The organism is Streptomyces sp. BJ20 (genome assembly GCF_022869105.1).
Classification (GTDB): Bacteria; Actinomycetota; Actinomycetes; order Streptomycetales; family Streptomycetaceae; genus Streptomyces; species Streptomyces griseoincarnatus.
This window is the reverse complement of sequence record NZ_CP094918.1, coordinates 2,023,742-2,047,912: the sequence shown is the minus strand read 5'-3', so window position 1 is coordinate 2,047,912 and position 24,171 is coordinate 2,023,742. Positions and strand designations below refer to the sequence as shown.

15 protein-coding genes are annotated in these 24,171 nt (G+C 69.8%); 6 read left to right on the top strand and 9 right to left on the bottom strand.

Annotation, left to right across the window (positions count from 1 at the left end; all coding sequences use genetic code 11):
• Positions 1-510: 510 nt before the first annotated feature.
• The 3 genes from MTR79_RS09360 (at position 511) to MTR79_RS09350 (ending at position 5,833) form a co-directional block, all read left to right on the top strand.
• Entirely contained in the window at positions 511-2,334 is a 1,824-nt protein-coding gene (locus tag MTR79_RS09360; protein ID WP_244789734.1) for a hypothetical protein, read from the top strand.
• 155 nt (positions 2,335-2,489) lie between these two features.
• Positions 2,490-3,707, top strand: a complete 1,218-nt coding sequence (locus tag MTR79_RS09355; protein ID WP_086701017.1) for an acetyl-CoA C-acyltransferase — start codon at positions 2,490-2,492, stop codon at positions 3,705-3,707.
• A complete protein-coding gene (locus MTR79_RS09350) occupies positions 3,704-5,833 on the top strand; it encodes a 3-hydroxyacyl-CoA dehydrogenase NAD-binding domain-containing protein (protein ID WP_244789733.1) in 2,130 nt (709 codons plus the stop codon). Before MTR79_RS09355 ends, MTR79_RS09350 begins: the two co-directional genes overlap by 4 nt.
• Before the next feature lie 72 nt (positions 5,834-5,905).
• Here MTR79_RS09350 and MTR79_RS09345 read toward each other — a convergent pair whose 3' ends face one another.
• Positions 5,906-7,396 carry a hypothetical protein gene (locus MTR79_RS09345; protein WP_244789732.1) on the bottom strand — a complete coding sequence of 497 codons (1,491 nt, stop codon included), beginning with the start codon at positions 7,394-7,396 and terminating at the stop codon, positions 5,906-5,908.
• 70 nt (positions 7,397-7,466) lie between these two features.
• Between MTR79_RS09345 and MTR79_RS09340 the strand changes: the two genes are divergently transcribed.
• Positions 7,467-8,360: an endonuclease/exonuclease/phosphatase family protein gene (locus MTR79_RS09340; protein ID WP_244789731.1), complete on the top strand. Its 894-nt coding sequence runs from the start codon at positions 7,467-7,469 to the stop codon at positions 8,358-8,360.
• Between the two features lie 62 nt (positions 8,361-8,422).
• On the opposite strand, the gene MTR79_RS09335 is transcribed toward MTR79_RS09340, so the two are convergent.
• Complete coding sequence (locus MTR79_RS09335) at positions 8,423-12,259, bottom strand: bifunctional glycosyltransferase family 2 protein/CDP-glycerol:glycerophosphate glycerophosphotransferase (protein ID WP_280518312.1); 3,837 nt, start codon at positions 12,257-12,259, stop codon at positions 8,423-8,425.
• A gap of 361 nt (positions 12,260-12,620) precedes the next feature.
• On the opposite strand from MTR79_RS09335, the gene MTR79_RS09330 reads away from it, so the two are divergent.
• On the top strand, positions 12,621-13,709 hold the full coding sequence (locus MTR79_RS09330; protein WP_086701025.1) for an LCP family protein: 1,089 nt from the start codon (positions 12,621-12,623) through the stop codon (positions 13,707-13,709).
• A 30-nt stretch (positions 13,710-13,739) separates the two neighbouring features.
• On the opposite strand, the gene MTR79_RS09325 is transcribed toward MTR79_RS09330, so the two are convergent.
• Together MTR79_RS09325 and MTR79_RS09320 are read right to left on the bottom strand one after the other, a co-directional pair.
• On the bottom strand, positions 13,740-14,855 hold the full coding sequence (locus MTR79_RS09325) for a hypothetical protein (RefSeq protein ID WP_244789729.1): 1,116 nt from the start codon (positions 14,853-14,855) through the stop codon (positions 13,740-13,742).
• A gap of 196 nt (positions 14,856-15,051) precedes the next feature.
• Positions 15,052-16,071: a hypothetical protein gene (locus tag MTR79_RS09320; RefSeq protein WP_189363398.1), complete on the bottom strand. Its 1,020-nt coding sequence runs from the start codon at positions 16,069-16,071 to the stop codon at positions 15,052-15,054.
• Positions 16,072-16,174: 103 nt separating this feature from the next.
• Here MTR79_RS09320 and MTR79_RS09315 point away from each other — a divergent pair, with 103 nt between their 5' ends.
• Positions 16,175-16,561: an NTP pyrophosphohydrolase gene (locus MTR79_RS09315; protein ID WP_086698656.1), complete on the top strand. Its 387-nt coding sequence runs from the start codon at positions 16,175-16,177 to the stop codon at positions 16,559-16,561.
• Between the two features lie 188 nt (positions 16,562-16,749).
• Here MTR79_RS09315 and MTR79_RS09310 read toward each other — a convergent pair whose 3' ends face one another.
• The 5 genes from MTR79_RS09310 to MTR79_RS09290 all read right to left on the bottom strand — a co-directional run bounded on the left by MTR79_RS09310 (position 16,750) and on the right by MTR79_RS09290 (position 24,045).
• The gene (locus tag MTR79_RS09310; protein ID WP_086698658.1) at positions 16,750-18,255 is read right to left on the bottom strand and encodes an amino acid permease; all 1,506 of its coding nucleotides are present in this window, start codon (positions 18,253-18,255) and stop codon (positions 16,750-16,752) included.
• A gap of 182 nt (positions 18,256-18,437) precedes the next feature.
• Positions 18,438-20,408 (bottom strand): 1-deoxy-D-xylulose-5-phosphate synthase, encoded by a 1,971-nt coding sequence (gene dxs, locus MTR79_RS09305; RefSeq protein ID WP_086698659.1) that lies wholly within the window; start codon positions 20,406-20,408, stop codon positions 18,438-18,440.
• A 270-nt stretch (positions 20,409-20,678) separates the two neighbouring features.
• A complete protein-coding gene (locus MTR79_RS09300; protein ID WP_122213968.1) occupies positions 20,679-21,974 on the bottom strand; it encodes a sugar ABC transporter permease in 1,296 nt (431 codons plus the stop codon).
• Positions 21,971-22,762, bottom strand: coding sequence for an ATP-binding cassette domain-containing protein (locus MTR79_RS09295; RefSeq protein ID WP_048456135.1), 792 nt, complete (start codon positions 22,760-22,762; stop codon positions 21,971-21,973). Before MTR79_RS09295 ends, MTR79_RS09300 begins: the two co-directional genes overlap by 4 nt.
• A gap of 182 nt (positions 22,763-22,944) precedes the next feature.
• On the bottom strand, positions 22,945-24,045 hold the full coding sequence (locus MTR79_RS09290; protein ID WP_048456036.1) for a sugar ABC transporter substrate-binding protein: 1,101 nt from the start codon (positions 24,043-24,045) through the stop codon (positions 22,945-22,947).
• Positions 24,046-24,171: the final 126 nt, after the last annotated feature.

The following is a 24,171-nucleotide window of genomic DNA, read 5'->3' as shown; positions in this document are numbered from 1 at the left end:
CGCGCCCCCGTCCCACCCCCGGCGCGCATGCCGGGCGGGTGCTTCGCCCCCGTGCCACGAGCTCGTAGGCACCGCTCGGCGGGGCGTCCAAGGTGATCCTCGGTGCGCTGATGCTGCTCGGCCGGATCGAGATCGTGCCCTGGCGGTGCTGCTCCGGCGCGGTTACTGGCGCGCGTGAGCACGCCGACGGGAGGTGGCGCGTACCTTGTCCGGAATGCCCGCCGGCGACGGTCCGGGGTCGCACCCGGAGGCCGACGCCCCGGGGAAGTGAGCTGTTGACAGGGGCGCTTGACCTGAATTCCGGCGCACTGTCCGCGTGCGTCGACCGTGATCGGGAATACGTGGAACGGGGCACAGGTCCGCCTCTCGCTCCGCGGCGGGGACATGGGTTAGCCTCGTCCCGGCTGCTCTTCCTGCGAAAACGCCCGCACCCCACGTCGGAGGAGTTTCCTGCGGAGCGGCCCGAACTCCGAACGGAAAATCTCTGACAGGAACAAGGGGCACCATTTCATGGAACCCACCCAGGTCCGCCCGGCCAACCCGCAGCATTCGGACACACTCCCCCACACGTCCGAAAACTACAGGACAGCGACGATCCGCACGCCTGCGATACGTGTGGAGAAATACGGCAACTGGGAGATCGAGTACGAGTTCACACCCGCTGCGGGTGACCACGGCAACCTGCTCGTGGTGTTTTCCTCCGTCGGCTCCAAGTACGGATTCGGCGCCGCCCTTTCAGGCGTCCAGTGCAACGTACTGAGAATCCGCGACCGGTTCGACGGAGGCCCGTCGTACTACGTGGCGCGGGCCATGGACTTCTCCGTTTCGGACGCCGTCGAGGAACTGATTACCCACTACCGGGAAAAGCTGGGCCTGGCGCGGGAGACGGTGGTTCTCGCCGGTTCCTCGAAAGGCGGCAGCGCCGCCATTTTCTACGCGCTGAAGTACGGCTACCGGCACATCGTCGCCTCCACGCCGCAGTACTTCATCGGCAGCTACTCGCAGGGGCACGGCGTGCTCGGCGAGTGGGTCCTCGGCGAGGGGCAGCCGCAGGAGAACGTGGACCGGCTCGACTCGGTGCTCCCGGAGCTGCTGGCCGAGACCACCGATCTGGACCGGAACATCTACCTGTTCTCCTCGACGAAGGACTACCAGTACGAGGAACACGTCGTCCATTTCCTCCCGGCCCTGCGGAAGTACTCCAACTTCAACTCCTTCATGGTGGAATCGCCCGCCCTGGTCAAGCACGCGGAGGTGACACGGCAGGGCCTCTCGGTGATCCTCAGTGTCATCTACGCGCTGACCGAGGGCACGGTGCCGCGGTTCGGCGAGGTGCAGATCGGCTCCAACGAGGTGGACGAGGACGCCGCCACCGAGCACCTGGCGGATCTGCGGGCGCGGGACGCGGCGGCGGGCGTGCTGACCGCCGCGCAGCTCACCCCCGAGCAGGCCACCCTGTCCGGGCACGCCTTCCTGCCCGGTGTCTCCGCCGAGCAGGGCGAGGAGGCCGGCGCGCGGGAGACCAAGCAGCTGGTGCTGGTCCGCGACGAGCAGGCGTGGGTGGCCGACGCGAAGACGGTGCCGGTGGACCAGCTGTACCTGAAGTACTTCGACACCCACTTCGCGTCCTACAAGGACGGCGGCTTCACCTGCGAGGCGCGGGAGCTGTTCGACACCCTGCCCGACGGCGTGTACGACGTGTTCGCCCGGGTGACCAGCGAGAGCGAGGACATCGACCGCAGGGTGCCGCTGGTCGCCTACCGGGCGATCGACCGGCGCGCCGCCTCCGGGGGGCGCGAGGTGGTCCTCAGAGGTGACGCGAAGAGCGTCCGGGTGATCAAGCGCGATCTCACGGCGGCCGGCCCCGGCGGGTCCGTGTTCGCGCTGAAGCGGTTCGCGATGGAGGGCCCGAAGCTCCGGGTGTACGGCATCTTCTTCCTCCCCGGCCGCAACGCGGACCGCGCGACCCACTCGACGTACTACCTCACGCTGCGCGGCGAGGCCGGCACGCACACCGTCGCGCTCAAGGCGGTGAAGCGGGAGGACAAGGTGCGCCCGCTCATGGCGCCGGGCGACTTCGGCTCGTACTCCTTCGGGTACTTCACCTCGGTGGACAAGGACGGCGTGGACCTCTCCGACGTGCCGCCCGGGACGTACACGGCTCAGATCGCGATGAGCACCGGCGGCGGGCTGTTCGCGCACCAGGCCGGTGAGCTGGAGGTGCGGGAGAACCGGGCCGCCTCGGTGGCCCGCCGGATCTCCGGCCGGAACGAGCGGGTCAGCACGCGGGCGCGGCTGCGCCGGGGCCTGCGACGGCGGCTCTGGCGGTCGTAGCACCGCCGTGGACCTCACACGACCGGCCCCCGCCCGCGGGGGCCGGTCGTGTGATGTTCGCCGCTCCGGCCGACGGGGGTGTGCAGTGACGTTACCCGCAAGTAGCATGGGCCGTAAGCAAGCGCTCAGCATCCCGTACCTGGAGGAGAGCCATCGTGCCTCGTACCGTCAGGGACGTCGTCTTCGTCGACGGCGTCCGTACCCCGTTCGGCAAGGCGGGCCCGAAGGGCATCTACCACGAGACCCGTGCCGATGACCTCGTCGTCAAGGCGATCCGGGAGCTGCTGCGCCGCAACCCGGGTCTCGACCCGAAGAAGATCGACGAGGTCGCCGTCGCCGCGACCACGCAGATCGGCGACCAGGGCCTGACCATCGGCCGTACGGCGGGCATCCTCGCGGGTCTGCCGCAGTCGGTGCCGGGCTACTCCATCGACCGCATGTGCGCCGGCGCCCTGACCGCCGTCACCACGGTGGCCGGCTCCGTCGCCTTCGGCGCGTACGACGTCGCCATCGCGGGCGGTGTCGAGCACATGGGCCGCCACCCGATGGGCGAGGGCGTGGACCCGAACCCGCGGTTCGTCTCCGAGAAGCTGGTCGACGAGTCCGCCCTGTTCATGGGCATGACCGCGGAGAACCTGCACGACCGCTACCCGAGCATCACCAAGCAGCGCGCCGACGAGTACGCGGTGCGCTCCCAGGAGAAGGCCGCCAAGGCGTACGCCAACGGCAAGATCCAGGCCGACCTGGTGCCGGTCTCCGTGCGCCGCACCTCGCCCGAGGGCGGCGAGACCGGCTGGGGCCTGGTCACGGCCGACGAGCCGATGCGCCCGGGCACCACGCTGGAGAACCTGGCGGGTCTGAAGACGCCGTTCCGCGTGCACGGCCGGGTCACCGCGGGCAACGCGGCCGGTCTGAACGACGGCGCCACCGCCTCGGTCATCGCCTCCGAGGACTTCGCCCGCGAGAACGGGCTGCCGGTGAAGATGCGCCTGGTCTCCTACTCCTTCGCCGGGGTGGAGCCCGAGGTCATGGGCTACGGCCCGATCCCGGCCACGGAGAAGGCGCTCGCGCAGGCGGGCCTGTCCATCGACGACATCGGCCTGTTCGAGATCAACGAGGCCTTCGCCGTCCAGGTCCTCGCGTTCCTGGAGCACTACGGCATCGCCGACGACGACGCCCGCGTCAACCAGTACGGCGGCGCCATCGCGTTCGGCCACCCGCTGGCCTCCTCCGGCGTCCGTCTGATGACGCAGCTGGCCCGCCAGTTCGAGGAGCAGCCGCACGTCCGCTACGGCCTGACCACCATGTGCGTCGGCTTCGGCATGGGCGCGACCGTCATCTGGGAGAACCCGCACTTCGAGGGGGACAAGTGAGCACCACCGCTGAGCTTTTGAAGGGTGCGGCCGAGCTGTTCCCGGGCGAGGTCGTCACGCAGGCGCACGTGCGCCACTTCGACCTGCCGCTGGGTGCTGGGCGCTTCGCCCTGATCACCCTGGACAACGGCCACGACCACACCAAGCCGACCACCCTCGGCCCGCAGTCGCTGGCGAACATCGACGCCGCGATCGACCAGGTCGAGAAGGAGGCCGCGGACGGCGAGATCGTCGGCGTCGGCGTCACCGGCAAGCCGTTCATCTTCGCGGTCGGCGCCGACCTCAAGGGCGTCGAGCTGCTGAAGCGCCACGAGGACGCGCTGGCCATCGGCAAGGGCGGCCACGACGTCTTCAAGCGGCTGTCGAAGCTGGCCGTGCCGACCTTCGCGTACTACAACGGCGCCTCCATGGGCGGTGGCGTCGAGGTCGGTCTGCACTGCACCTACCGCACGGTGTCCGCGGCGCTGCCCGCGTTCTCGCTGCCCGAGGTCTTCCTCGGCCTGGTGCCCGGCTGGGGCGGCTGCACCCTGCTGCCGAACCTGATCGGCGCGGAGAAGGCCGTCTCGGTGATCATCGAGAACAGCCTCAACCAGAACCGTCAGCTCAAGGGCAAGCAGGTCTACGAACTCGGCATCGCGGACGCGCTGTTCGAGGGCGCGGACTTCCTGGAGCAGTCGCTGATCTGGACCGCGTCCGTCCTCAAGGGCGAGATCACGGTCGAGCGTCCGGCGATCGACCGCGGCGAGGCCTGGGACCAGGCCGTCGCCAAGGGCCGCTTCATCGCCGACTCCAAGGTGCACGGCGCGGCCCCGGCCGCCTACCGCGCCCTGGACATCATCGCCGCCGCCAAGGACGGCGACCTGCAGAAGGGCTACGACGCCGAGGACCAGGCGCTCGCCGACCTGATCATGGGCGGTGAACTGCGCGCCGGCATCTACGCGTTCAACCTGGTGCAGAAGCGCGGCAAGCGTCCCGCGGGCGCCCCGGACAAGAACCTGGCCCGTCCGGTCACCAAGGTCGGCGTCGTCGGCGCCGGTCTGATGGCCTCCCAGCTCGCGCTGCTGTTCCTGCGCCGCCTCGAGGTGCCGGTCGTCCTGACCGACATCGACCAGGAGCGCATCGACAAGGGCGTCGGCTACGTCCACGCCGAGATCGACAAGCTGCTCGGCAAGGGCCGGATCAACCAGGACAAGGCCAACCGTCTGAAGGCCCTGGTCACCGGTGTGCTGGACAAGGCCGAGGGCTTCGCGGACGCGGACTTCGTCATCGAGGCCGTGTTCGAGGAGATGGGCGTCAAGCAGCAGGTGTTCGCGGAGGTCGAGGCGGTCGCCCCGGCGCACGCGATCCTCGCCACCAACACCTCCTCGCTGTCGGTCTCGGAGATGGCGTCGAAGCTGCGGCACCCCGAGCGGGTCGTCGGCTTCCACTTCTTCAACCCGGTCGCCGTCCTCCCGCTGCTGGAGATCGTGCGCGGCGAGAAGACGGACGACGCGTCACTGGCCACGGCGTTCGGTGTCGCCAAGAAGCTGAAGAAGACCGCGGTGCTGGTGAAGGACGCCCCGGCGTTCGTCGTCAACCGCATCCTGACCCGCTTCATGGGCGAGATCCAGAACGTCATCGACGAGGGCACGCCCGTCGAGGTCGCGGAGAAGGCGGTGGAGCCGCTCGGCCTGCCGATGTCCCCGCTGGTCCTCCTCGAGCTGGTCGGCCCCGCGATCGGCCTGCACGTCTCGGAGACGCTCAACCGGGCGTTCCCGGACCGCTTCACGGTCTCCCCGAACCTGAAGGCGGTCGTCGAGGCCGGCAAGCGCGGCTTCTACGTGTACGACTCGGGCAAGCCCGAGCTGGACCCGGAGGTCGCCGCGCTGCTGAAGCAGGGCGACACCGTCCTCACCGAGGAGCAGGTCCGCGACCGGGTGCTGGACGCGGTGGCCCAGGAGATCGGCCTGATGCTCGACGAGGGCGTCGTCGCCGAGGCCCAGGACATCGACCTGTGCCTGATCACCGGCGCCGGCTGGCCCTTCCACCTGGGCGGCATCACGCCGTACCTGGACCGCGAGGGCGTCTCCGAGCGGGTGAACGGGAAGCGGTTCCTGGAGCCGGGGGTCGCTTCGGTTCCGGCGTGACGCGGGTGTGACACGCGGACGTGACGCGTGAAGGGGCCTCCGCCTTGGGCGGGGGCCCCTTCGTCGTCAGTGTCAGCGTGCGCCGTCGTAGGAGAGGGGGGAGGAAGCTCCCGCCGAGAAGCCGAGGACCGTGAAGGGAACCGGGGTGGCCGGCGACTCCGCGCCGCTCGCGGTCACGGTGAACACCTCGACGAAGTGGGCGCCCTCACCCCACGCCCAGCCGGAGTCCCAGGACCACATCCCGTCGGGCGCCACCATCGCGCCGCCAAGGAGCACACCGTTCTCACGGAAACCGACCTGCGCCGCGCCCGGAGCGGACCCCCTGAACACCACGCGGGCGTCCATGACCTGTTCATGCACCCCCGGCACCGTCACCGTCGGCGCCGCGCCGTCGCCCGCAGGCGCCCCGCCGCCCCGCGGCATCACGGGCGCGTCGACGACGACGAAGGAGACCTCGGTCCGCTCGGAGTGGAAGCCCTGCGCGTCCACGGAGAACAGCCGGACCAAGTGCTTGCCCTTCTTCCAGGGGTTGTCCGCCTCCCAAGACCAGCTGCCGTCGGGGGTGACGGGCGGCGAGGCCAGGAACTTGCCGTTCTCCCACAGGCTCACCCGCACGGCGCCCGGCGCGACACCGGCAAGACGCACCGCCGAGACGGGGACCTCCTCGTTGAAGGCGGGGGTGCGGACCATGGGCGACGGGAAGGTCTCCTGGCCCTTCAGCTGGGACGTCGAGGCGAGGTACGCGTCGATGGCGGACCTGTCCCGGTCGGGCTCCTCGTAGCCGTTGCGCACGAAACCCAGACGGGGAGGTGTGCCGTCGGCCAGCAGGTTGACGATGCCCATGAGGGCGGGGACGTTGCGCCGGGTGACCTGGGTGTGGTCCGTGATGAACGGCGACTCGCTGAACAGGAAGTTGAAGTTGCCGTAGTTCCGGAACAGTCCGAGGAACGGCTCCACCTGCACCGGGTACTGCTCGTCCTGCGGCGACGAGAGCAGGTAGATGTTGGCGTCCCGGTTGACCTCGGCCCGCACCAGATCCGGCAGGAGGGCGTCCAGTGCGCGGACGTTCTCCTGCGGTACGCCCTCGCCCAGCATGTACGCGGCGACCTTCGGGCGCACGGTGCTCACGTACGTTCCGATCAGGAACTGGGGCACGATCGAGACGATGTTCCGGAAGCCGTAGCGCAGCCCGAAGTACAGGGCTGCGCTCCCCCCCTTCGAGCCGCCCCACATGGTGACATCGGCGGGAGTCAGCGACAGCGCCTCCATGACGTTGAAGATCAGGGTGGCGACGGACTGCTCCAGGGAGTAGTCCATCTCCTTGCACAGGTAGTAGCTGTTCGTCCCGTCGAACCGGTCACGGATCCAGAGAATGTTGGCGCGTACGTTGTCGAACACGCCGTTGGACCATCCGTAGTCGTCGGGCGCGGAGAAGTTGGCGAAGACGACGACGAGGTGCCGGTTGCCGTTCTTGGCATGGGCAAATCGGTACTCGACGGGGAACGTCCCCGAGGCCTCGATCCCGTTGAGCAGGGGCCGCCCGGTCGAAGGTGCCTTGGACATGGTACGGACTCCACTTTCAGGGATGCTGCGTGTTTTGGCTGGTCATGGGTGGATCGGTCATGATGGCGGGATGCTCCGACGCCCCGCTCCCGTGTTCCGCGCGCCGGGACGGCGACTGCTCGCCGCCCTCTTGCCGGCGGTCGCCCTGGCGGGGCTCGCCATGTCGGGAGACGGGCGGACCGGGACGGCCCCCTCTCTCACCGAGGCCGGTCCTCTCACCGTGGCCACCTGGAACATGTGCGGGGTGCCCCGGTGGAACTGCGCGGGAACGGGCGACAGTGACGCCAAGCGGGAGCAGATGGAACGGCTCGCCACCGAGTCCGGCGCCCGGGTGATGTTGCTGCAGGAGACCTGCGCGGCCGATGTGGAGGCGGTGCGCGACGTCCTCGGGCCGTCGTGGCACTCGGCGTTCCAGCCCTACACGCGGCGAGATTCCGAAGGGCACCGATCCACGGTCCGCTGCGGTGCGTCCGGCCGAGGGGACGCCGGCTACGCCCTGCTGTCGGCGTACCCGCTGACGGACGTGCGCGCGGTGTCCTCGCCGCAGCCGGATACCGGGGTGCAGCGCGGCATCCTCTGTGCGTTCGTCGCGGCGTACAACGTCACGGTGTGCACCGCCCATCTCACCCCGCACGGGGGCGAACACCCGCCTGCGGAGCGGGACTTCCGCAGTGATCAGCTGGCGGCGCTGGCGGACGCGGTGCCCGAGCGGCGGACCGTGTACGGCGGCGACCTCAACGTGGTCCCGCCCGGGGAACACAACCCGGACTCCTGGGTCTGGCCGGAACGGCCGTACGGCACACATCGGGAGTGCGACGAGGGATCGGCCCGGGCGACCCACGACTCGCGGCACAAGCTGGACTACCTCTTCACCGGGCTGCTCCGCACCGGGTGCCGGGTCATCGACACAGGCGTCTCCGACCACCGGGCCCTGGTGATCCAGGTCGACAGCCGCGTCGGCTGAGGCGGCGCGGCGGTGACTGCCGCCCGGCCCGCCGAATACGGCACCGAGCGGAGCCGTCGGGGTCACACGATCACGCCTTGGTGATTCCGGTCGTCGGCGGGCGGGGTGTGCTGCCCCGGAGAGGACTGGGAGGGTACCGCCCCCATCAGACCCGTCGACGGATGCCGCCCGGTGAACCACTGCGGCTTGCCCCGCTGCACGGGAGTCATCGGACGCCCCGCCTGCCGCACGTCGACGGTGCCGACCGCGGGCGCCCGCGCCGCCTCGGACCGTAGGTCTCCGCCCGCGACGAGCATCCGGTCCGCGAGCCGCGCGGCGGCGTACCCGTCGTCCAGGTCGCAGAACTCGCGCTGGAACCACTCGTAGCGCTCGGCGTAGAAGTCCTGGATACGGTCGATGTCGCGGATGGCCGCAACCAGTTCCTCGGACGTGTAGAGGAGCGGTCCGGGGGCGCTGCTCTCGAAGTCGAAGTAGAAGCCGCGCAGTGTGTCGCGATAGTGGTCCAGGTCGTAGGTGAAGAACAGGATGGGCCGCCCCGTGTTGACGTAGTCGAACATCAGGGAGGAGTAGTCCGTGATCATCACGTCGGTGATGAGCGACAGATCGGCCATGTCGGGGTAGTCGGAGACGTCGAAGACGAAGCCGTCACCCGCGCCCGGGACCGGGTCCACCACGTTGGGGTGGCGGCGCACCATCAGGACGTGGTCGGGCCCGAGCTGCTCACGCGCGGCCTCCAGGTCGATCCGGAAGTCGAGCTTGTACTTGCCGGGCGCGTAGAACTGGTCGTCGCGCCAGGTCGGCGCGTACAGCACGACCCGCTTGCCCTTCGGCAGACCGATCCTTCGGCGGATCTGCTGCTCCTTCGCCTCCATGCCGGGCCGGCGCAGAATGTCGTTGCGCGGGTAGCCGCTCTCCACCATCTCGCCGGGGAAGCCGAAGGCCCGCTTGAGGATCGGGGTGGAGAAGCTGTTGGGCGACACGAGCATGTCCCAGTTCTGCACCTCCTTCTCCACGCGCTCCAGGTAGCGCTGGTCGGCGAAGTGGATCGACTCGATGTCGTGGCCGATCTTCTTGAGGGGCGTACCGTGCCACGTCTGCACGACGACCTGGCCGTCCCGCTTCTTGAACCAGTCCGGGAGGTGGTTGTTGGCGACGACGTACCGGCTGGTGGCCAGGGCCTCGTACCACTCCGGCGACCACATGCGGACGGGCGTCGCCGTGGGCGGCACCTGCACTTGGTCGTCGCGCACCACCCACAGGTGTTCGAGGCCGACGCGGCGGCGCACGAGTTCCTCGTGCAGGGCACGGGGACTGTCGGAGTACTGGGTGCCCTTGAAGGCGTCGAACAGCACGGCGTCGCGCACCGGCTGTCGGCGGGCGTCGGGGTAGGCCTTGGTGCGCAGCAGCTTCTGCCGGTACGGACCGCGGGCGTGGTCGGGCATCGCCGAGTGGACGAGCAACGACAGCCTGTCCCAGGCCTCGGCTTGCATCTCATAGCGGCGTTCGCTGCGCTCGTACTCCAGCGGGAAGGACCTGACGAGGTCCTGGTCGATCTTCACCATGAGGTCCTCGAGGCGGTCCTCGCGCGCCACGGCGGACAGATCCTGGCGGCGCAGGAAGAAGTCCCACCGCCCGGACGCCAACGGGATGTCCCCGGCCAGGGTCTGCATGGCGGCGGGCGTCAGCACGGAGCGGAACTCGTAGCCGTTCCAGGTCAGCGGCACGGCGCGCTCCGCACCGTGCGCACGCGAACGGACCACTATGTGTGCGGCCCGGTACTGGTCCTCGGCCAGCCGGTCGGCCGCCGTGTAGCGGCCCCGGATTTCCAGCGATCCGTCCTCGTGCCATTCGCACAGCGTCGCGACGGGCAGGGTGGCGCGCTCGAAGAGCACGAGATACCCGGACCCGTTGCGGTGGACGACGACCTCGCGGTCGCCCTCCCCGGTCTGGAGCGACGCGGGCATGCGGTAGTGCCCGTCGGTCGCCTCCTCCGCCATGACCGGGTACATGGTCATCTTGCGGCCCTCGACATGGAAGGTCGTCTTCCACCCGTTGCTGCCCATGCCCCAGGACTGCGGGACGTCCGCGTCCGTCGCGGCGTGCGCACGGGACTTCGGCACGAGGCTGCTGAGCGGGACCCTGGTGGAGAAGGTGCACCATCCGTCGCCGCCGGGCGTGAAGGACACCCGGGCGTCGTGCCGGCCGGCTCCGTTCAGGCTGGTGACGCGGAACTTGCCCCATTCCGGCACCTTGGGGCCGAGGTAGACGCCGCGCAGCTCCAGCTGGTCGCCCACGAGGCGGTGCTGGGTGATGCGGCAGCGCACGACCTCGACGCGGAGCTTGAGCTTGCCCTGGACGAAGACCGGAAGGACCCGCGTGTTCTTGTCCACGTACCGGTAGGGCGGGTTGGCGGCGGAGCCCGCGCCCCCACGGTCGATGCCCCGGTAGCGGAAGAGTCCGCGGCTGAGCACGCCGGCGGCCACGTCCCAGGTGCCCTCGACCCACTGGCCCTTGCGCTTGAGACGCGTGGTGTCGATCCGCGACTCGAATCCGGCCCAGTCGTAGCAGTAACGATTCTGCTTGCTGTCCTCGGTGGCACGCGGCGCATAGACCGTCTTCGCCGGGGTGACCAGCATGCGGCCCTGCTTCTTGTTCCGCAGGGCGATCGCCTTGACCGACATGTGCTTCTTGTGCACGTTGATGAAGCGGACGTAGGCCGTTCCTGACAGCACGAGCGTGTCGGCCTGACCGTCCCACCGGGCGTCCGACAGACCGCCATGGAGGGACAACTCTTTGTCCAGCCGATAGGCCTTCTTGTCCAGACCCACCGCCCTGTCACCGAGGTAGGGGTAGTTCAGATAGCGCCGGAACCGCCGCTGCACCGGCATGGGACCGCCGCGGCGCTCGAACTCGATGACCTCGAGGAGCTCGGCCAGACACCGCTCGCGCACCAGCAGCCACTTGACGCGGGCGTCCGCGGGCAGTTCGTCGATGATGGTGAGATCGGTCTCGTCCAGGAACTCGTTGGCCCACTGCACGAACGAGTCGCGGTACTCCTCGTCGGCGTCCGGCAGCACCTTCAGGTGCAGCATGAGGTCCGACTTCAGGCAGGCGAGGTCGTACTTCCGCTTGCTCTGCGCGTACACCTCGGCGTCCTGCTCGCCGAGGAGGCGGCTGACGGACTTCACCGCCGCGACCCGGTCGCGCAGGTTCGACAGCTCCGAGTGGCGCTGGGTGATGGACGGCGCCGCACCGCCCTCGCGGCGACGCCAGAAGTAGACGACGTCCGATATGACGTCGACCTTCGTGGCGCTGAAGTGGGCGTACATGTTCACCCACGAGTCCTCATACATCACGCCTTCGGGGAACCTGATGGCGCGGGCGTCCCAGAAAGAGCGGCGGAACAGCTTGTTCCAGACAGTGCGGTCGTAGATCAGCGCATCGAACTTCGTGATGTGCGTGCCGCGGCGGTTCTTCTGCATCGGGCTCTTGTGCAGGGGCGACTGCCACTTCTTGGTGGAGTTCATCATCTGCACGTTGCCCGAGACGAAATCCGCCTCGGATTCCTCGAGGGTGCGCACGAGAAGTTCGTAGGCGTACTCGGGGATGACATCGTCACCATCCACGAAGGCCAGGAACTCCGACGCGGGGTGGGTGTTGCGCAGCCCCACGTTACGGGCGTGGCCCGGGCCGTGGGCGTGCTGGCGCACTAGCCGGAAGCGCGGGTCGGCCGCGCAGAAGTCGCCGGCTATCCGCACCGAACCGTCCGTGGACCCGTCGTCCACGAGGACGACCTCGAAGTCGCGGAACGACTGGCGTGCGATCGACTCCAGGCATTCGGCCAGATAGGCCTCGACGTCCTGAAAGGGCACGACGACACTCAGGCGCGGCCGAACCACCAACTCGTACTCCTACCAAGACAATTCGCCCATCGGACATCAGCAGCCCGCACTGGACGCCCACCCCGTCACGCGGCCGACGCACACACTGCCGCCACGCCGATCCGACACCTGTCGACCTTGTGAAAACGCTTGACCGTGTAGTCACAGGATGCGCACATCTTAGGCCAACCTTAAACAAGGTCAAGACCGGTTCACCGTGCACTCAACGTCCTGATGCGGGACAACCCCACTGGCCACGCGGCAGGAACCGCTGTTTATAGTTCTCCCTCTGACGTGATCGCATCAGTGGGCCGGTCCTCCCCCCACCCGGGCCCTGCCACTCCGCTGGGCGGAGCCCGCGAGGAGAGGAACCGCACACATGGCACACAGCACCACCACGGAGTCTCGGCATGCCCAGCCGGAGGACGGCGGCGGACGCCGCAGGTCCGAACGGCCCCGCCGCCGCTGGGGCCGCATCGTCCTGCTGTCGCTGGTGGTACTCCTCCTCGCCGCGGGCGGCACGGGCTACTGGGTCTACAGCGGCCTGAACGGCAACATCACGGGCCTCGACCTGGACGAGGCGCTGGGGGACGACCGCCCGGAGAGACTGCCCACGTCCGGGCAGAACCTCCTGGTCCTCGGCTCGGACTCACGCGCCGGCAAGAACGGCGAACTGGGCGTTGGCAACGTGCCGGGCGCCCGGTCGGACACCGCGCTGGTCGTACACATCCCTGAGGGTCGGAGCGAGGCCGTCGCCGTGAGCATCCCGCGCGACACGCTCGTCACGCGCCCGGAATGCACGAAGTCGGACGGCTCGACCCTGCCCGCCGCCGACCGCGTCATGTTCAACTCCGTCTACTCCACGGCCGGTCCGGCCTGCGTGGTCAAGACGGTGGAGAAGATGTCCGGTGTCCGAATGGACCACTACATGGAGATCGACTTCGCCGGTTTTAAGGGACTGGTCGACGCGATCGGCGGCGTGACCGTGACCGTCGACGAGCCCATCAAGGATGAATCTAGCGGCCTGGACCTGAGCGCCGGCACTCACAAGCTGGACGGCACCCAGTCCCTGGCGTTCGTGCGTACCCGGCATGGCATCGGCGACGGCAGTGACCTGGGCCGCATAGGCCTACAGCAGCAGTTCATGCTGGCCCTGCTGTCCGAGGTGAAGCGGCAGGACCTGTTCGGCAGCCCCACCAAGACCTACAAGATCGCCGACACTCTGACGTCGGCGCTGACCACCGACGCCGAACTGGCCTCGCTGACCAGCCTGGCCGAGTTCGCGCGCAGCATGAACGGGGTCGACCCCTCCACCATGGAAACGATCATGCTCCCGGTGGCGTACGACAAGGTCGACCCGAACCGTGTCGTGGCCGCCCAGCCCCAGGCCGAACAGCTGTGGGAGGCCGTCCGCACCGACTCGGACATCCCCGAGTCCGCGAAGAAGTCGCCTGCCACGGGCGGGTGACCCTCCACGGCGTCCCGGCGGCGAGGCCGTTCAGCTCTCGAGCGTGGTCCAGCGTGTGAGCGCGAGGCCTTCGCCGTCGCCCTGCCGGGCGACCCGCGGCCGCCCGTCGGCGCCGATCAGGGCCATCACCACACGGCCCCGACCGTCCAGCGTCAGGGCCGGGGCGCCCTGGCCTGTCTCGGCCAGCTCGTACCACCAGAACCCGTCGCCCTCCTGCTCGGCGCCACCCGTGCCGAGCACGGCGGCACCGCCACGGCTGCGGTAGGCGAGGACGACGCAGTCGTAGCCGTCGATGGTGGTGCGGAGCGCCGCGTACGGACGGTCGGCCGGGGTGCCGCCCAGGGCAGCCGGCCAGCCGCCGACCCGCCAAGCCGTGGCGCCGTCGCTCTCGGCGTCCGTCCAGAAGAACGTGGCGCGGCCGGGGCCCGTCTCAAGAGCCGCCACCGTGCCGGGCTCCGGCTGCAGCGAGAAGGCGCGGGGACCGGCGAAGTCACCGCCGGGTTCGGCCTGTCGCCAGACCAGCACGCCCGTCTCCGCGGCGGCGCACATCTCGACGCGCCCGTCGGTCAGCGCGATCGCCGCGGGCGGGTGGTGGACGGCACCTCCGGGTAGCACCTCCCAGTTCCGCCATTTGCCGTTCGGCGCCTCGCGCCGGAGTCGCAGTCCGCCCCGGTCGCCGTGGACGACGACGTGCACGCTGCCGTCCCGTGCGACGGCCCCCGCCGGTGCGGCAGGCGCGGCGGAGGCGTCCGCGTACGGGTTGCCGAGCGAACGCCAGTCGGAGAAGGCGAGGCCCGTCTGGTACTGGACGGCGTGCACGAGATCGGCGCTCCGTGCGCCGTCGGCGCCGACGCGTTCCCTGCGGCCGAGGAAGTGCACGTAGGTGTTGGCTCCCTGGAGCACCGTGAGATGTGTGAGGCCGGGGGCCGGGACGACCTGCGGGCCCGTCCAGTCCGGGCCTCCGACGCTGGTCTCCGACCAGCGCACCACGCCGTCCTGAGCGAGCGCGTACAGCGTCAGCTTGCCGTCCTTGCCCCGGGTGAGCCACTGCCCGTTGGCCGCTCCGACGGCGGGCCCGGAGTGCTCACCAGTGTTGCGCCCGCCCTTGCCGGGAGTACCCGTGAGACGTGTCGGCCTCTTCCCCATCGCCTGGTGAAACCTTCCTGCAGCCCGCCGCGCCACCGACACGGAACCTCGGCATTTTGCACATCATATGTGCACGGTTCACCGGTAGTACTTGGTGCGTCCGTCGGCTCCGCCTGCGCCCCTTCGGCGCATGGCCTCCGTGTGGAACTGGTCCGTCCGGGGATGCGGGGGCTGCGGGGCCGGCCCCTCCAGGCGCTCAGACCTCCCGCCACCCCTCCAGCGCCAGCCCCGCCTCCTCCTTGCGCCGGGTGACGCGGAGGGTGGCCGTCGCGGGGTCGAGGGTGGCCGCGACCAGGGTGCCCTGGGCGTCGACCGCCAGGGCCACCTCCGCCGTGGACGGGAGGGGCGGGCCGGACTCGGTCCACCAGGCGCCCGCCTGCTCCTGCTCCGTGGGGTACGCCGCGAACGCCACCCGGCCGCTCGCCGAGCGCTGCGCCAGCACCGTGCAGTCGTGCCCGTCTATCTCGCAGCGCACCGCCGCGACCGGGCCGGGGCCCGCCGCCCGGAGCAGCGGCACCGGCTTGCCGCCGGGACGCCAGGCGCACAACTCCCCTTCCTGGTCGGTGAAGAAGAGGGTGGTCCGCTCGGCGGACGTGCGCAGCCCGCGCAGGGTGCCGGGGCGGGCGGCGACGTCCGCCGTCTCGCCCGAGGTGGGCGTCCTGCCGGGCTCCTCCTGACACCAGTGCAGGATCCGGTCCGGCGTGGACGCGTAGACCTCGACCAGGCCCGACTCCCGGCTCACGGCGACCAGTTGGTCCTGGACGCCGGAGCCCTTCAGGTCCCGCCAGGGGTACCAGCCGCCCCGCTCCTTCTGCACCAGCAGGCTGACCCCGCCGCCCGCGTTGCGCACGAAGACGTACGCGCGCCTTCGGTCGTCCACGGCCACGGCGGGCGTGCCCGTTCGGTCGCCCTTGCCGTTGGGGTGTCCGACCGGGGACCAGTCGAGCGGGGCGAGCAGCGGGCGGAAGTGCGTGCAGTGCACCAGCCGGGACTCCCCCGACCCTGCCTGCCGCCACGCGGCCAGATGCGCGTACCCGTCCGCGCCCTGTCCCACGGCCGCGGGTCCCTGCCGGAGCCCCAGGTCGCCGCCGGCCCGGCGGAAGGGCTCCCAGGGGCCGCCGGGAGCTGTTTCCGCGCGGCACAGGACGGCGTCGTCCGATTTCAGATAGACGGTGAGGCGGCCGTCGCGGCCGCGGAGAAGCCAGTCGCCGTTCACCTGTTCACCTTACGCACTGCGGTCCGTGCCGTGGGCGCGGGGATCCCGCCGTACGGCCTCCCCCGCGGGGGGATTGCCCGGGCTTGCGTGGGACCCTGACCGTATGGAAGAGGCCGGTTCCCTGCTCGTGATCGTCGACGCCGCGAACGTCGTGGGGTCGGTGCCCGACGGGTGGTGGCGGGACCGCCGGGGCGCCGCCGAGCGGCTGCGGGACCGGCTGGCCGCCGACGGGCTGCCCGGCCTCCCGGGCCCGGTGGAGATCGTCCTCGTGGTGGAGGGCGCCGCCCGGGGCGTGGAGTCCGTGCCCGGGGTGCGGGTCGACCCGGCTCCCGGCAGCGGGGACGACCGGATGGTGGACCTCGTGGCGGAGGCGGGCCGGCGGCCGGTCCTGGTGGTCACGGCCGACCGCGAACTGCGGCGCAGGGTGACGGAGCTGGGGGCGGAGGTCGCGGGGCCGCGTACGGTGCGGCCCGCGCCGCGCCCGGACTGACCACCGGTCACGGGCCGGACGCTCCCCTCCGGGCATCGAGCCGCGCTCACCTCGTGCCCCGCGTCACACGGACGCGGAGCCCCGGTCGCACCGGCGCGCCCGGCGGAGACTGTTCCCGCTCACACTCCGGCCCCGCCTCCCGGCACGTCCGGGAGGCGGGGCCGGAGGCCCGTGGAGCGCGCGCCGCGTCAGGGCTTCGGCGGAGCCGGGGATTCCGACCCCTCGCCGCGCGCCAGGCGGCTGTGGCTGCGGCTGTACAGGAAGTACACGACGACGCCGATCGCCATCCAGACGCCGAACCGGACCCACGTCTCGGCCGGCAGATTGAGCATCAGCCACAGCGAGGCGCCCACCGACACGATCGGCAGCACCGGCACCCACGGGGTGCGGAACGCGCGGTGCAGGTCGGGGCGGGTGCGGCGGAGGATGATCACGCTGATCGCGACGATGACGAACGCGAACAGCGTGCCGATGTTCACCAGCGCGGCCAGTTCGTTCAGCGGGGTGAAGCCGGCCAGCACGGCGATGAGCACGCCGAGCAGGATGGTCGGCCGGTGCGGGGTCTTGAACCGGGGGTGGACCCGGGAGAAGAACCGGGGCAGCAGCCCGTCGCGGCTCATCGCGAAGAAGACCCGGGTCTGGCCGAGCAGCAGGATCATGCAGACGGTCGTCAGGCCGACGGCGGCGCCGAAGCTGATGAAGCCGGCGAACCAGGGATGCCCGGTGGCCTTGAACGCGTCCGCGAGCGGAGCGTCCACGGACAGGTCCCGGTAGTTCTGCATGCCGGTGACGACGATGGACACCAGGACGTACAGCAGGGTGCAGATGAACAGCGACCCGAGGATGCCGCGCGGCATGTCGCGCTGCGGGTTGCGGGTCTCCTCGGCGGCCGTGGCGACGATGTCGAAGCCGATGAACGCGAAGAACACCACCGAGGCGGCCGTGAAGATGCCCATCACGCCGAAGTTGGCCGGGGCCCAGCCGAACATGAGCTGGATGAGCGGGGAGTCGAGGCTCTCACCGGCAGGCACGGGCTGGGCGTCCGGGATGAACGGGTCGTAGTTGTCGGCGGTGATGAAGAAGGCTCCGGCGATGATCACGACCAGGACGACGGTCACCTTGATGGCGACGACGACCGAGGTGACCCGGGCGGACAGCTTCATGCCGAGGACGAGGATGCCGGTGAGGACCAGCACCAGGACGGCGGCGAGGATGTCGAAGCCGAAGACGTCGGAGCCCTCACGGCTGCCGAGCGCGGCGGGCATCTCCCACCCGGCGTTCTCCATGAGCGACTGGATGTAACCCGACCAGCCGACCGCCACCACCGCCGTGCCGAGCGCGAACTCCAGGACCAGGTCCCAGCCGATGATCCAGGCCGGCAGCTCGCCCAGGGAGGCGTACGAGAACGTGTACGCGGAGCCCGCCACGGGGACGGTGGAGGCGAACTCGGCGTAGCAGAGCGCGGCGAGCGCGCAGACGACACCGGCCACCACGAAGGCCAGGGCGGTGGCCGGGCCGGCGTTGTCCTTGGCGACCGTGCCGGTGAGGACGAAGATGCCGGTGCCGATGATGACACCGACGCCGAAGACGGTCAGATCCAGCGCGGACAGGGATTTCTTGAGGGCGTGCTCGGGCTCCTCGGTGTCGCGGATGGACTGCTCTACCTTCTTCGTCCGGAAGAGGGGGCTTGTCACGGGTACCTCCCACGCTTGTCGTCCTCGACATGATCGAGAGGGGGCGTGGTTCGTCTGCCCCGGCGCGGGCGCCTTCACGCGAACGGGCCGCGCGCGCCACACTTCACAGTGGCACGCGCGGCCCGTTCGGACCACGTGCGCGCGGCCGGACCGGTGACGGCGGGTCGCGCGCGGACGGCGGGTCAGTCCCTGGCGGGCTCCACCGAGTCGACGGCGTCCGCGGAGGAACGCTCGGCGGGGGTCCCCCCGCTCGAGCGGAGCCGAGAGTGGGGGAGGCCGTCCAGCTGGGCCACAAGGCCGGTGACCTGACGGGCGACGTCCGGGGCGGTCAGCCCGATCTCCGCCATCACCTCGGCGCGCGAGGCGTGGTCGAGGAAGCGCGGCGGGATGCCGAAGTCGCGCAGCGGCATGTCCACCCCGGCGTCCCGCAGCGCCTGGGCGATCGCGGAGCCGACGCCGCCGACGCGCGAGTTGTCCTCGACGGTGACGACGACGCGGTGCTTCGCGGCGAGCGGGGCCATGGCCTCGTCGACGGGCTTGACCCAGCGCGGATCGACGACGGTGGTGGAGATGCCCTGGCGGTCCAGCAGCGAGGCGATCTCCAGGCACATCGGGGCGAGCGCGCCCACGGAGACCAGCAGCACGTCGGGGGTGTCGGTGCCGGGCTCGCGCAGGACGTCCATGCCGCCGACGCGGCCCACGGCGGGCACGGCGGGGCCGACGGCGCCCTTGGAGAAACGCACCACGGTGGGGGCGTCCTCGACGGAGACGGCCTCGCGGAGCTGGGCGCGGACCTGGTCGGCGTCGCGCGGGGCGGCGAGCCGCAGGCCGGGCACGACCTGGAGGATCGACATGTCCCACATGCCGTTGTGGGAGGCGCCGTCGGTGCCGGTGACGCCGGCGCGGTCGAGCACGAAGGTCACGCCGCACTTGTGCAGGGCCACGTCCATGAGCACCTGGTCGAAGGCGCGGTTCAGGAAGGTGGCGTACACGGCGAAGACGGGGTGCACGCCCGCGTGGGCGAGGCCGGCGGCGGAGACGGCGCCGTGCTGCTCGGCGATGCCGACGTCGTAGACGCGGTCGGGGAAGCGCTTGGCGAACTTGTCCAGGCCGACCGGCTGGAGCATGGCGGCCGTGATGGCGACGACGTCCTCGCGCTCCTCGCCGAGCTTGACCATCTCCTCGCCGAACACGGACGTCCAGTCGGCGCCGGAGGTGGCGATCGGCAGGCCCGTGTCGGGGTGGATCTTGCCGACGGCGTGGAAGCGGTCCGCCTCGTCCTGGAGGGCGGGCTGGTAGCCGCGGCCCTTCTCGGTGATGCAGTGGACGATGACCGGGCCGTTGAACCGCTTGGCGCGGGCCAGCGCGGACTCCAGGGCCTCGATGTCGTGTCCGTCGATCGGGCCGACGTACTTCAGGCCGAGGTCCTCGAACATGCCCTGCGGGGCGATGAAGTCCTTCAGGCCCTTCTTCGCGCCGTGCAGGGTGTCGTAGAGGGCCTGGCCGACGACCGGGGTGCGCTCCAGGAGGTCCTTGGTGCGGGTCAGGAAGCGCTCGTAGCCGTCGGTGGTGCGCAGGGTCGCCAGGTGGTTCGCCAGGCCGCCGATGGTCGGCGAGTAGGAGCGCTCGTTGTCGTTGACGACGATGACCAGCGGACGGTCCTTGGCGTCGGCGATGTTGTTGAGCGCCTCCCAGGCCATGCCGCCGGTGAGGGCGCCGTCGCCGATGACCGCGACGACGTGGCTGTCGTCCCGCTTCATGAGCTGGTTGGCCTTGGCGATGCCGTCGGCCCATCCGAGCACCGTGGAGGCGTGGCTGTTCTCGATGACGTCGTGCTCGGACTCCTCCTGCGAGGGGTAGCCGGACAGGCCGCCCTTCATCTTCAGCTTGGAGAAGTCCTGCCGGCCGGTCAGCAGCTTGTGCACGTAGGACTGGTGGCCGGTGTCCCAGAGGACCTTGTCCTTCGGGGACTCGAACACCCGGTGCAGGGCGATGGTGAGCTCCACCACACCGAGGTTGGGGCCGAGGTGGCCGCCGGTCTTCGAGACCGCGTCGACGAGGAAGGTCCGGATCTCCCCGGCCAGCTGGTCGAGCTCCTCCAGGGTGAGCCGGTCCAGATCGCGCGGTCCCCTGATGCGGGTCAGCAGCGGCACCCGTGCCTCCTTGCAGTAGAGCTGATCGAGCTGTTGCCGGGCGGGTCGAGTCTAATCTTCCGCTCAACCGATCGTTCCCAGGGCGGTGCGTCGTACATCACCCGTTCGGGCAGTACCCCCATGAGACGCCCCTACGACACGACTGTGCCCGGCACCTGTGAAGGCACCGGGCACGGTCACACCCGAAAGGGGCGCGGGACGGTGTCGACATGCGGCTCCGCCGCGTGGGCGCGACCAGCCACGAACCGGCCCGCGGCCAGGCGACCAGGGCTAAGCCCGCCCGGCGCTCTTCTGCGTCTTGCGGGTGACGGCGTCGATGACGACCGTCGCCAGCAGCACACCACCGGTGATCATGTACTGCACCGGAGAGGCGATGCCCTCCAGCGCCAGCCCGTACTGGATGGACACGATGACCATCACACCGAGCAGCGCGTTCCACGTGCGGCCACGACCGCCGAAGAGCGACGTGCCACCGATCACCGCGGCGGCGATGACGTTCATCAGGAACTCACCGGTACCGGCGCCCTGGTTGGCGGAGGCGATCTTCGACGCGACGAACAGACCGCCCATCGCGGCGAAGGTGCCGGCGATCGCGAAGACCGAGATCCGGACCATCTCCACGTTGATGCCCGCACGGCGGGACGCCTCGACGCTGCCGCCGAGCGCGAACACCTTGCGGCCGTAGGAGGTGCGGCGCAGCACGAAGTCGGTGAGGACCAGGAAGGCCAGGAAGATCACCACGGCCAGCGGCAGGCCCTTGTACTGGTTGAACACGATCGCCACGGCGAAGGCCAGGACCGCGAGCACCACCGTCCGGACGATGATCTCGTTCAGCGGGCGGGAGGGCACCCCGGCGGCCTCACGGCGGCGGTTGTCGAAGAACGCCGACAGGAAGTACGCCGCGGTCGCGAACAGCGCCAGACCGTACGCGGCGGCCACGTCGCTGAAGTAGTAGCTGGTCAGCTTGACGACCAGGCCTTCGGAGTCCAGGTTGATGGTGCCGTTGCTGCCGAGGACCTGGAGCATGAAGCCCTGCCAGAACAGCAGGCCGGCCAGGGTGACGGCGAAGGCGGGGACGCCGATCTTGGCGAAGAAGAAGCCGTGGATCGCGCCGGCGACCGTGCCGGTGAGGATCGCCAGCACGAGCGCGAGTATCTCGTTCATGCCGTGCGTGATGTTCAGCACGGCGAACATGGCGCCCGCGACACCGCTGACGGAACCGACCGACAGGTCGATCTCGCCGAGCAGCAGGACGAAGACGATGCCGACGGCGATCATGCCGGTGCCGACCATGGCGACGGACATGTCGGAGAAGTTGCCGGCGGTGAGGAAGTTGCCGTTCAGGCTGGTGAAGATGGCCCAGATGACCAGCAGGCCGATCACCACGGGAATGGAGCCGAGGTCACCCGCCTTCATCTTCCGCTTGAACTCGTTCCAGTAGCCGGCCAGGCCCTGCTCGCGCACCAGCAGCCGGGGGTCGACCGCGGTGACGGCCTTGGCGGCCGCGCCGGGGTTCGTCACGGAGTGGTCCTCGGCGGTGGGGGTGGAGGTCTTCTCGGTGCTCACTTCTTGATCTCCCCATTGGTGCGCGCCGCACGACGGGTCACGGCGTTGTCCGTGGCGCCCGTGATGGCGGAGATGATTTCTTCCTGCGAGGTCGACTTGACCTCGAAGATGCCGTTGTTGCGCCCGAGGCGCAGGACGGCGACCTTGTCCGCCACGGCCTTCACGTCCGCCATGTTGTGGCTGATGAGGATGACCGCGTGGCCGCGCTCGCGCAGCCGCTCGACCAGGTCGAGGACCTGCGCGGTCTGCTCGACGCCGAGGGCGGCGGTGGGCTCGTCCAGGATGACCAGCTTGGGCTCGCCGAGCATGGACCGGGCGATGGCGACCACCTGGCGCTGACCACCGGACAGCGAGGCGATCGGGATGCGGACGCTGGGGATGCGGATCGACAGGGTGTCGAGGAGCTCGCGGGAGCGGCGCTCCATCTCCACCTCGTCCAGGACGCCGCGCCTGCGCAGCTCCCGGCCCAGGTAGAGGTTGCCGACGACGTCGATGTTGTCGCAGAGCGCGAGGTCCTGGTACACCGTCGCGATGCCCAGGTTCTGGGCGTCGTGCGGCCTGTTGATCTGGACGGCCTTGCCGTCCCACTCGATGACGCCCTCATCGATGGGATGCACGCCGGCGATCGTCTTGACCAGCGTGGACTTTCCGGCGCCGTTGTCGCCCACCAGGGCGACCACTTCACCGGCGTGGACCTCAAGCTCGACGTCGGTGAGCGCCTGGACGGCACCGAACCGCTTGGAGACCCCGCGCAACGCCAGCACGGGCGTAGCGGACACGTGAACCATCTCCTTCGCCGCCTGACCCGGCGGGAGGTTGTGCAAGGAATTTGGGGGGGTGTTCCGTCCGGCGCCCCGCGTAGCTTGCGGGGCTGGTGTGTGCGGGGCGCCGGCGGAAGCGCTGGGCAGTCGTCCCGTCGGGGGAGTCCGGGTCTGCGGACTCCCCTCGGTCACGGGATGCGGGACTGCGCCTACTTGAGGCCGATCTTGTCGCAGGCGGCCTTGTACCTGTCCGTGCAGATCTCCTGGACGGTGTAGATGCCGTCCTTGATCACGGTGTCGTTGATGTTGTCCTTGGTCAGCGAGACGACCGGGACGATCACCGACGGGATGCCCTTGTCGGTGGGGCTGTCGACCTTGTCCTTGGCGATGGAGTCCAGCGACTTGCCCTGGGCCAGCGCGACGGCCATCTCCGCGGCGACGTTCGCCTCCTGCGGGTACGGCTTGTAGACGCTCATGTACTGCTCACCGGTCACGATGCGCTGCACGCCCGCGAGCTCGGCGTCCTGGCCGGTGACCGGGATGTTCTTCAGGCCGGCGGCCTTGAGGGCGGTGATGATGCCGCCCGCCATGCCGTCGTTGGCGGAGTAGACGCCGACGATCTTGTCCTTGCCGAGGGCGGAGATGGCGCCCTCCATGTTGGCGTTGGCGTTCTCGGGCTTCCACTCCTTGGTGTCGTACTCGCGGCCGATCTTGACCTTGCCGTCGAGGACCTCGTGCGCGCCCTGCTTGAACATGGCGGCGTTCGGGTCGGTGGAGGAGCCGTTCATCATGACGATCTGGCCGCTCTTGGCCTTGTCGCCCAGCGCCTGGAGCAGGGCCTCGCCCTGCGTCTTGCCGACGGTCACGTTGTCGAACGACGTGTAGGCGTCGATCGGGCCCTCGGCGAGGCGGTCGTAGGCCACGACGGGGATGCCCGCGTCCTTGGCCTTCTTCACGGAGCCGGCGATGGCCTTGGAGTCCACCGCGTCCACGATGAGGACGTCGACCTTGTTGGTCACCATCGTGTCGACCTGCTGGTTCTGCAGGCTGGCGTCCTGCTTGGCGTTGGCGTAGACGACCTCGCCCTTGTTGTTCGTGAGCTCCTTGACCTTCTTCTCGATCAAGGGCTTGTCGAGCTTCTCGTACCGCGCGGTCTGGTTCTCCGGCAGGAGCAGACCGACCTTGATGTTGTCGCCCTTGGCGGCGGAGTCGCCCGAGTCGCTCTTGTCGCCGGACTCGGCGGCGCTGCCACAGGCGGCGAGCGAGACGGCCATCGCACCCGCGGCGATGGCGAAGGCGGCACGACGCATACGCGTGTTCACTTCTACAAACCTCCCTGACGAGGCCGCGTCGTTGCGGCCGAGGTGGCTGGAAGTCAACTCGGCCGCACGTGCGACGTCAAGAAGTAAATCCTTAACGAGATGGCAACGGTGCCA

Coding starts and splice junctions, on each gene's coding strand:
- MTR79_RS09360 (WP_244789734.1), top strand. CDS start 511: ATGGAACCCACCCAGGTCCGCCCGGCCAACCCGCAGCATTCGGACACA.
- MTR79_RS09345 (WP_244789732.1), bottom strand. CDS start 7,396: ATGTCCAAGGCACCTTCGACCGGGCGGCCCCTGCTCAACGGGATCGAG.
- MTR79_RS09340 (WP_244789731.1), top strand. CDS start 7,467: ATGCTCCGACGCCCCGCTCCCGTGTTCCGCGCGCCGGGACGGCGACTG.
- MTR79_RS09330 (WP_086701025.1), top strand. CDS start 12,621: ATGGCACACAGCACCACCACGGAGTCTCGGCATGCCCAGCCGGAGGAC.
- MTR79_RS09325 (WP_244789729.1), bottom strand. CDS start 14,855: ATGGGGAAGAGGCCGACACGTCTCACGGGTACTCCCGGCAAGGGCGGG.
- MTR79_RS09315 (WP_086698656.1), top strand. CDS start 16,175: ATGGAAGAGGCCGGTTCCCTGCTCGTGATCGTCGACGCCGCGAACGTC.
- MTR79_RS09295 (WP_048456135.1), bottom strand. CDS start 22,762: ATGGTTCACGTGTCCGCTACGCCCGTGCTGGCGTTGCGCGGGGTCTCC.
- MTR79_RS09290 (WP_048456036.1), bottom strand. CDS start 24,045: ATGCGTCGTGCCGCCTTCGCCATCGCCGCGGGTGCGATGGCCGTCTCG.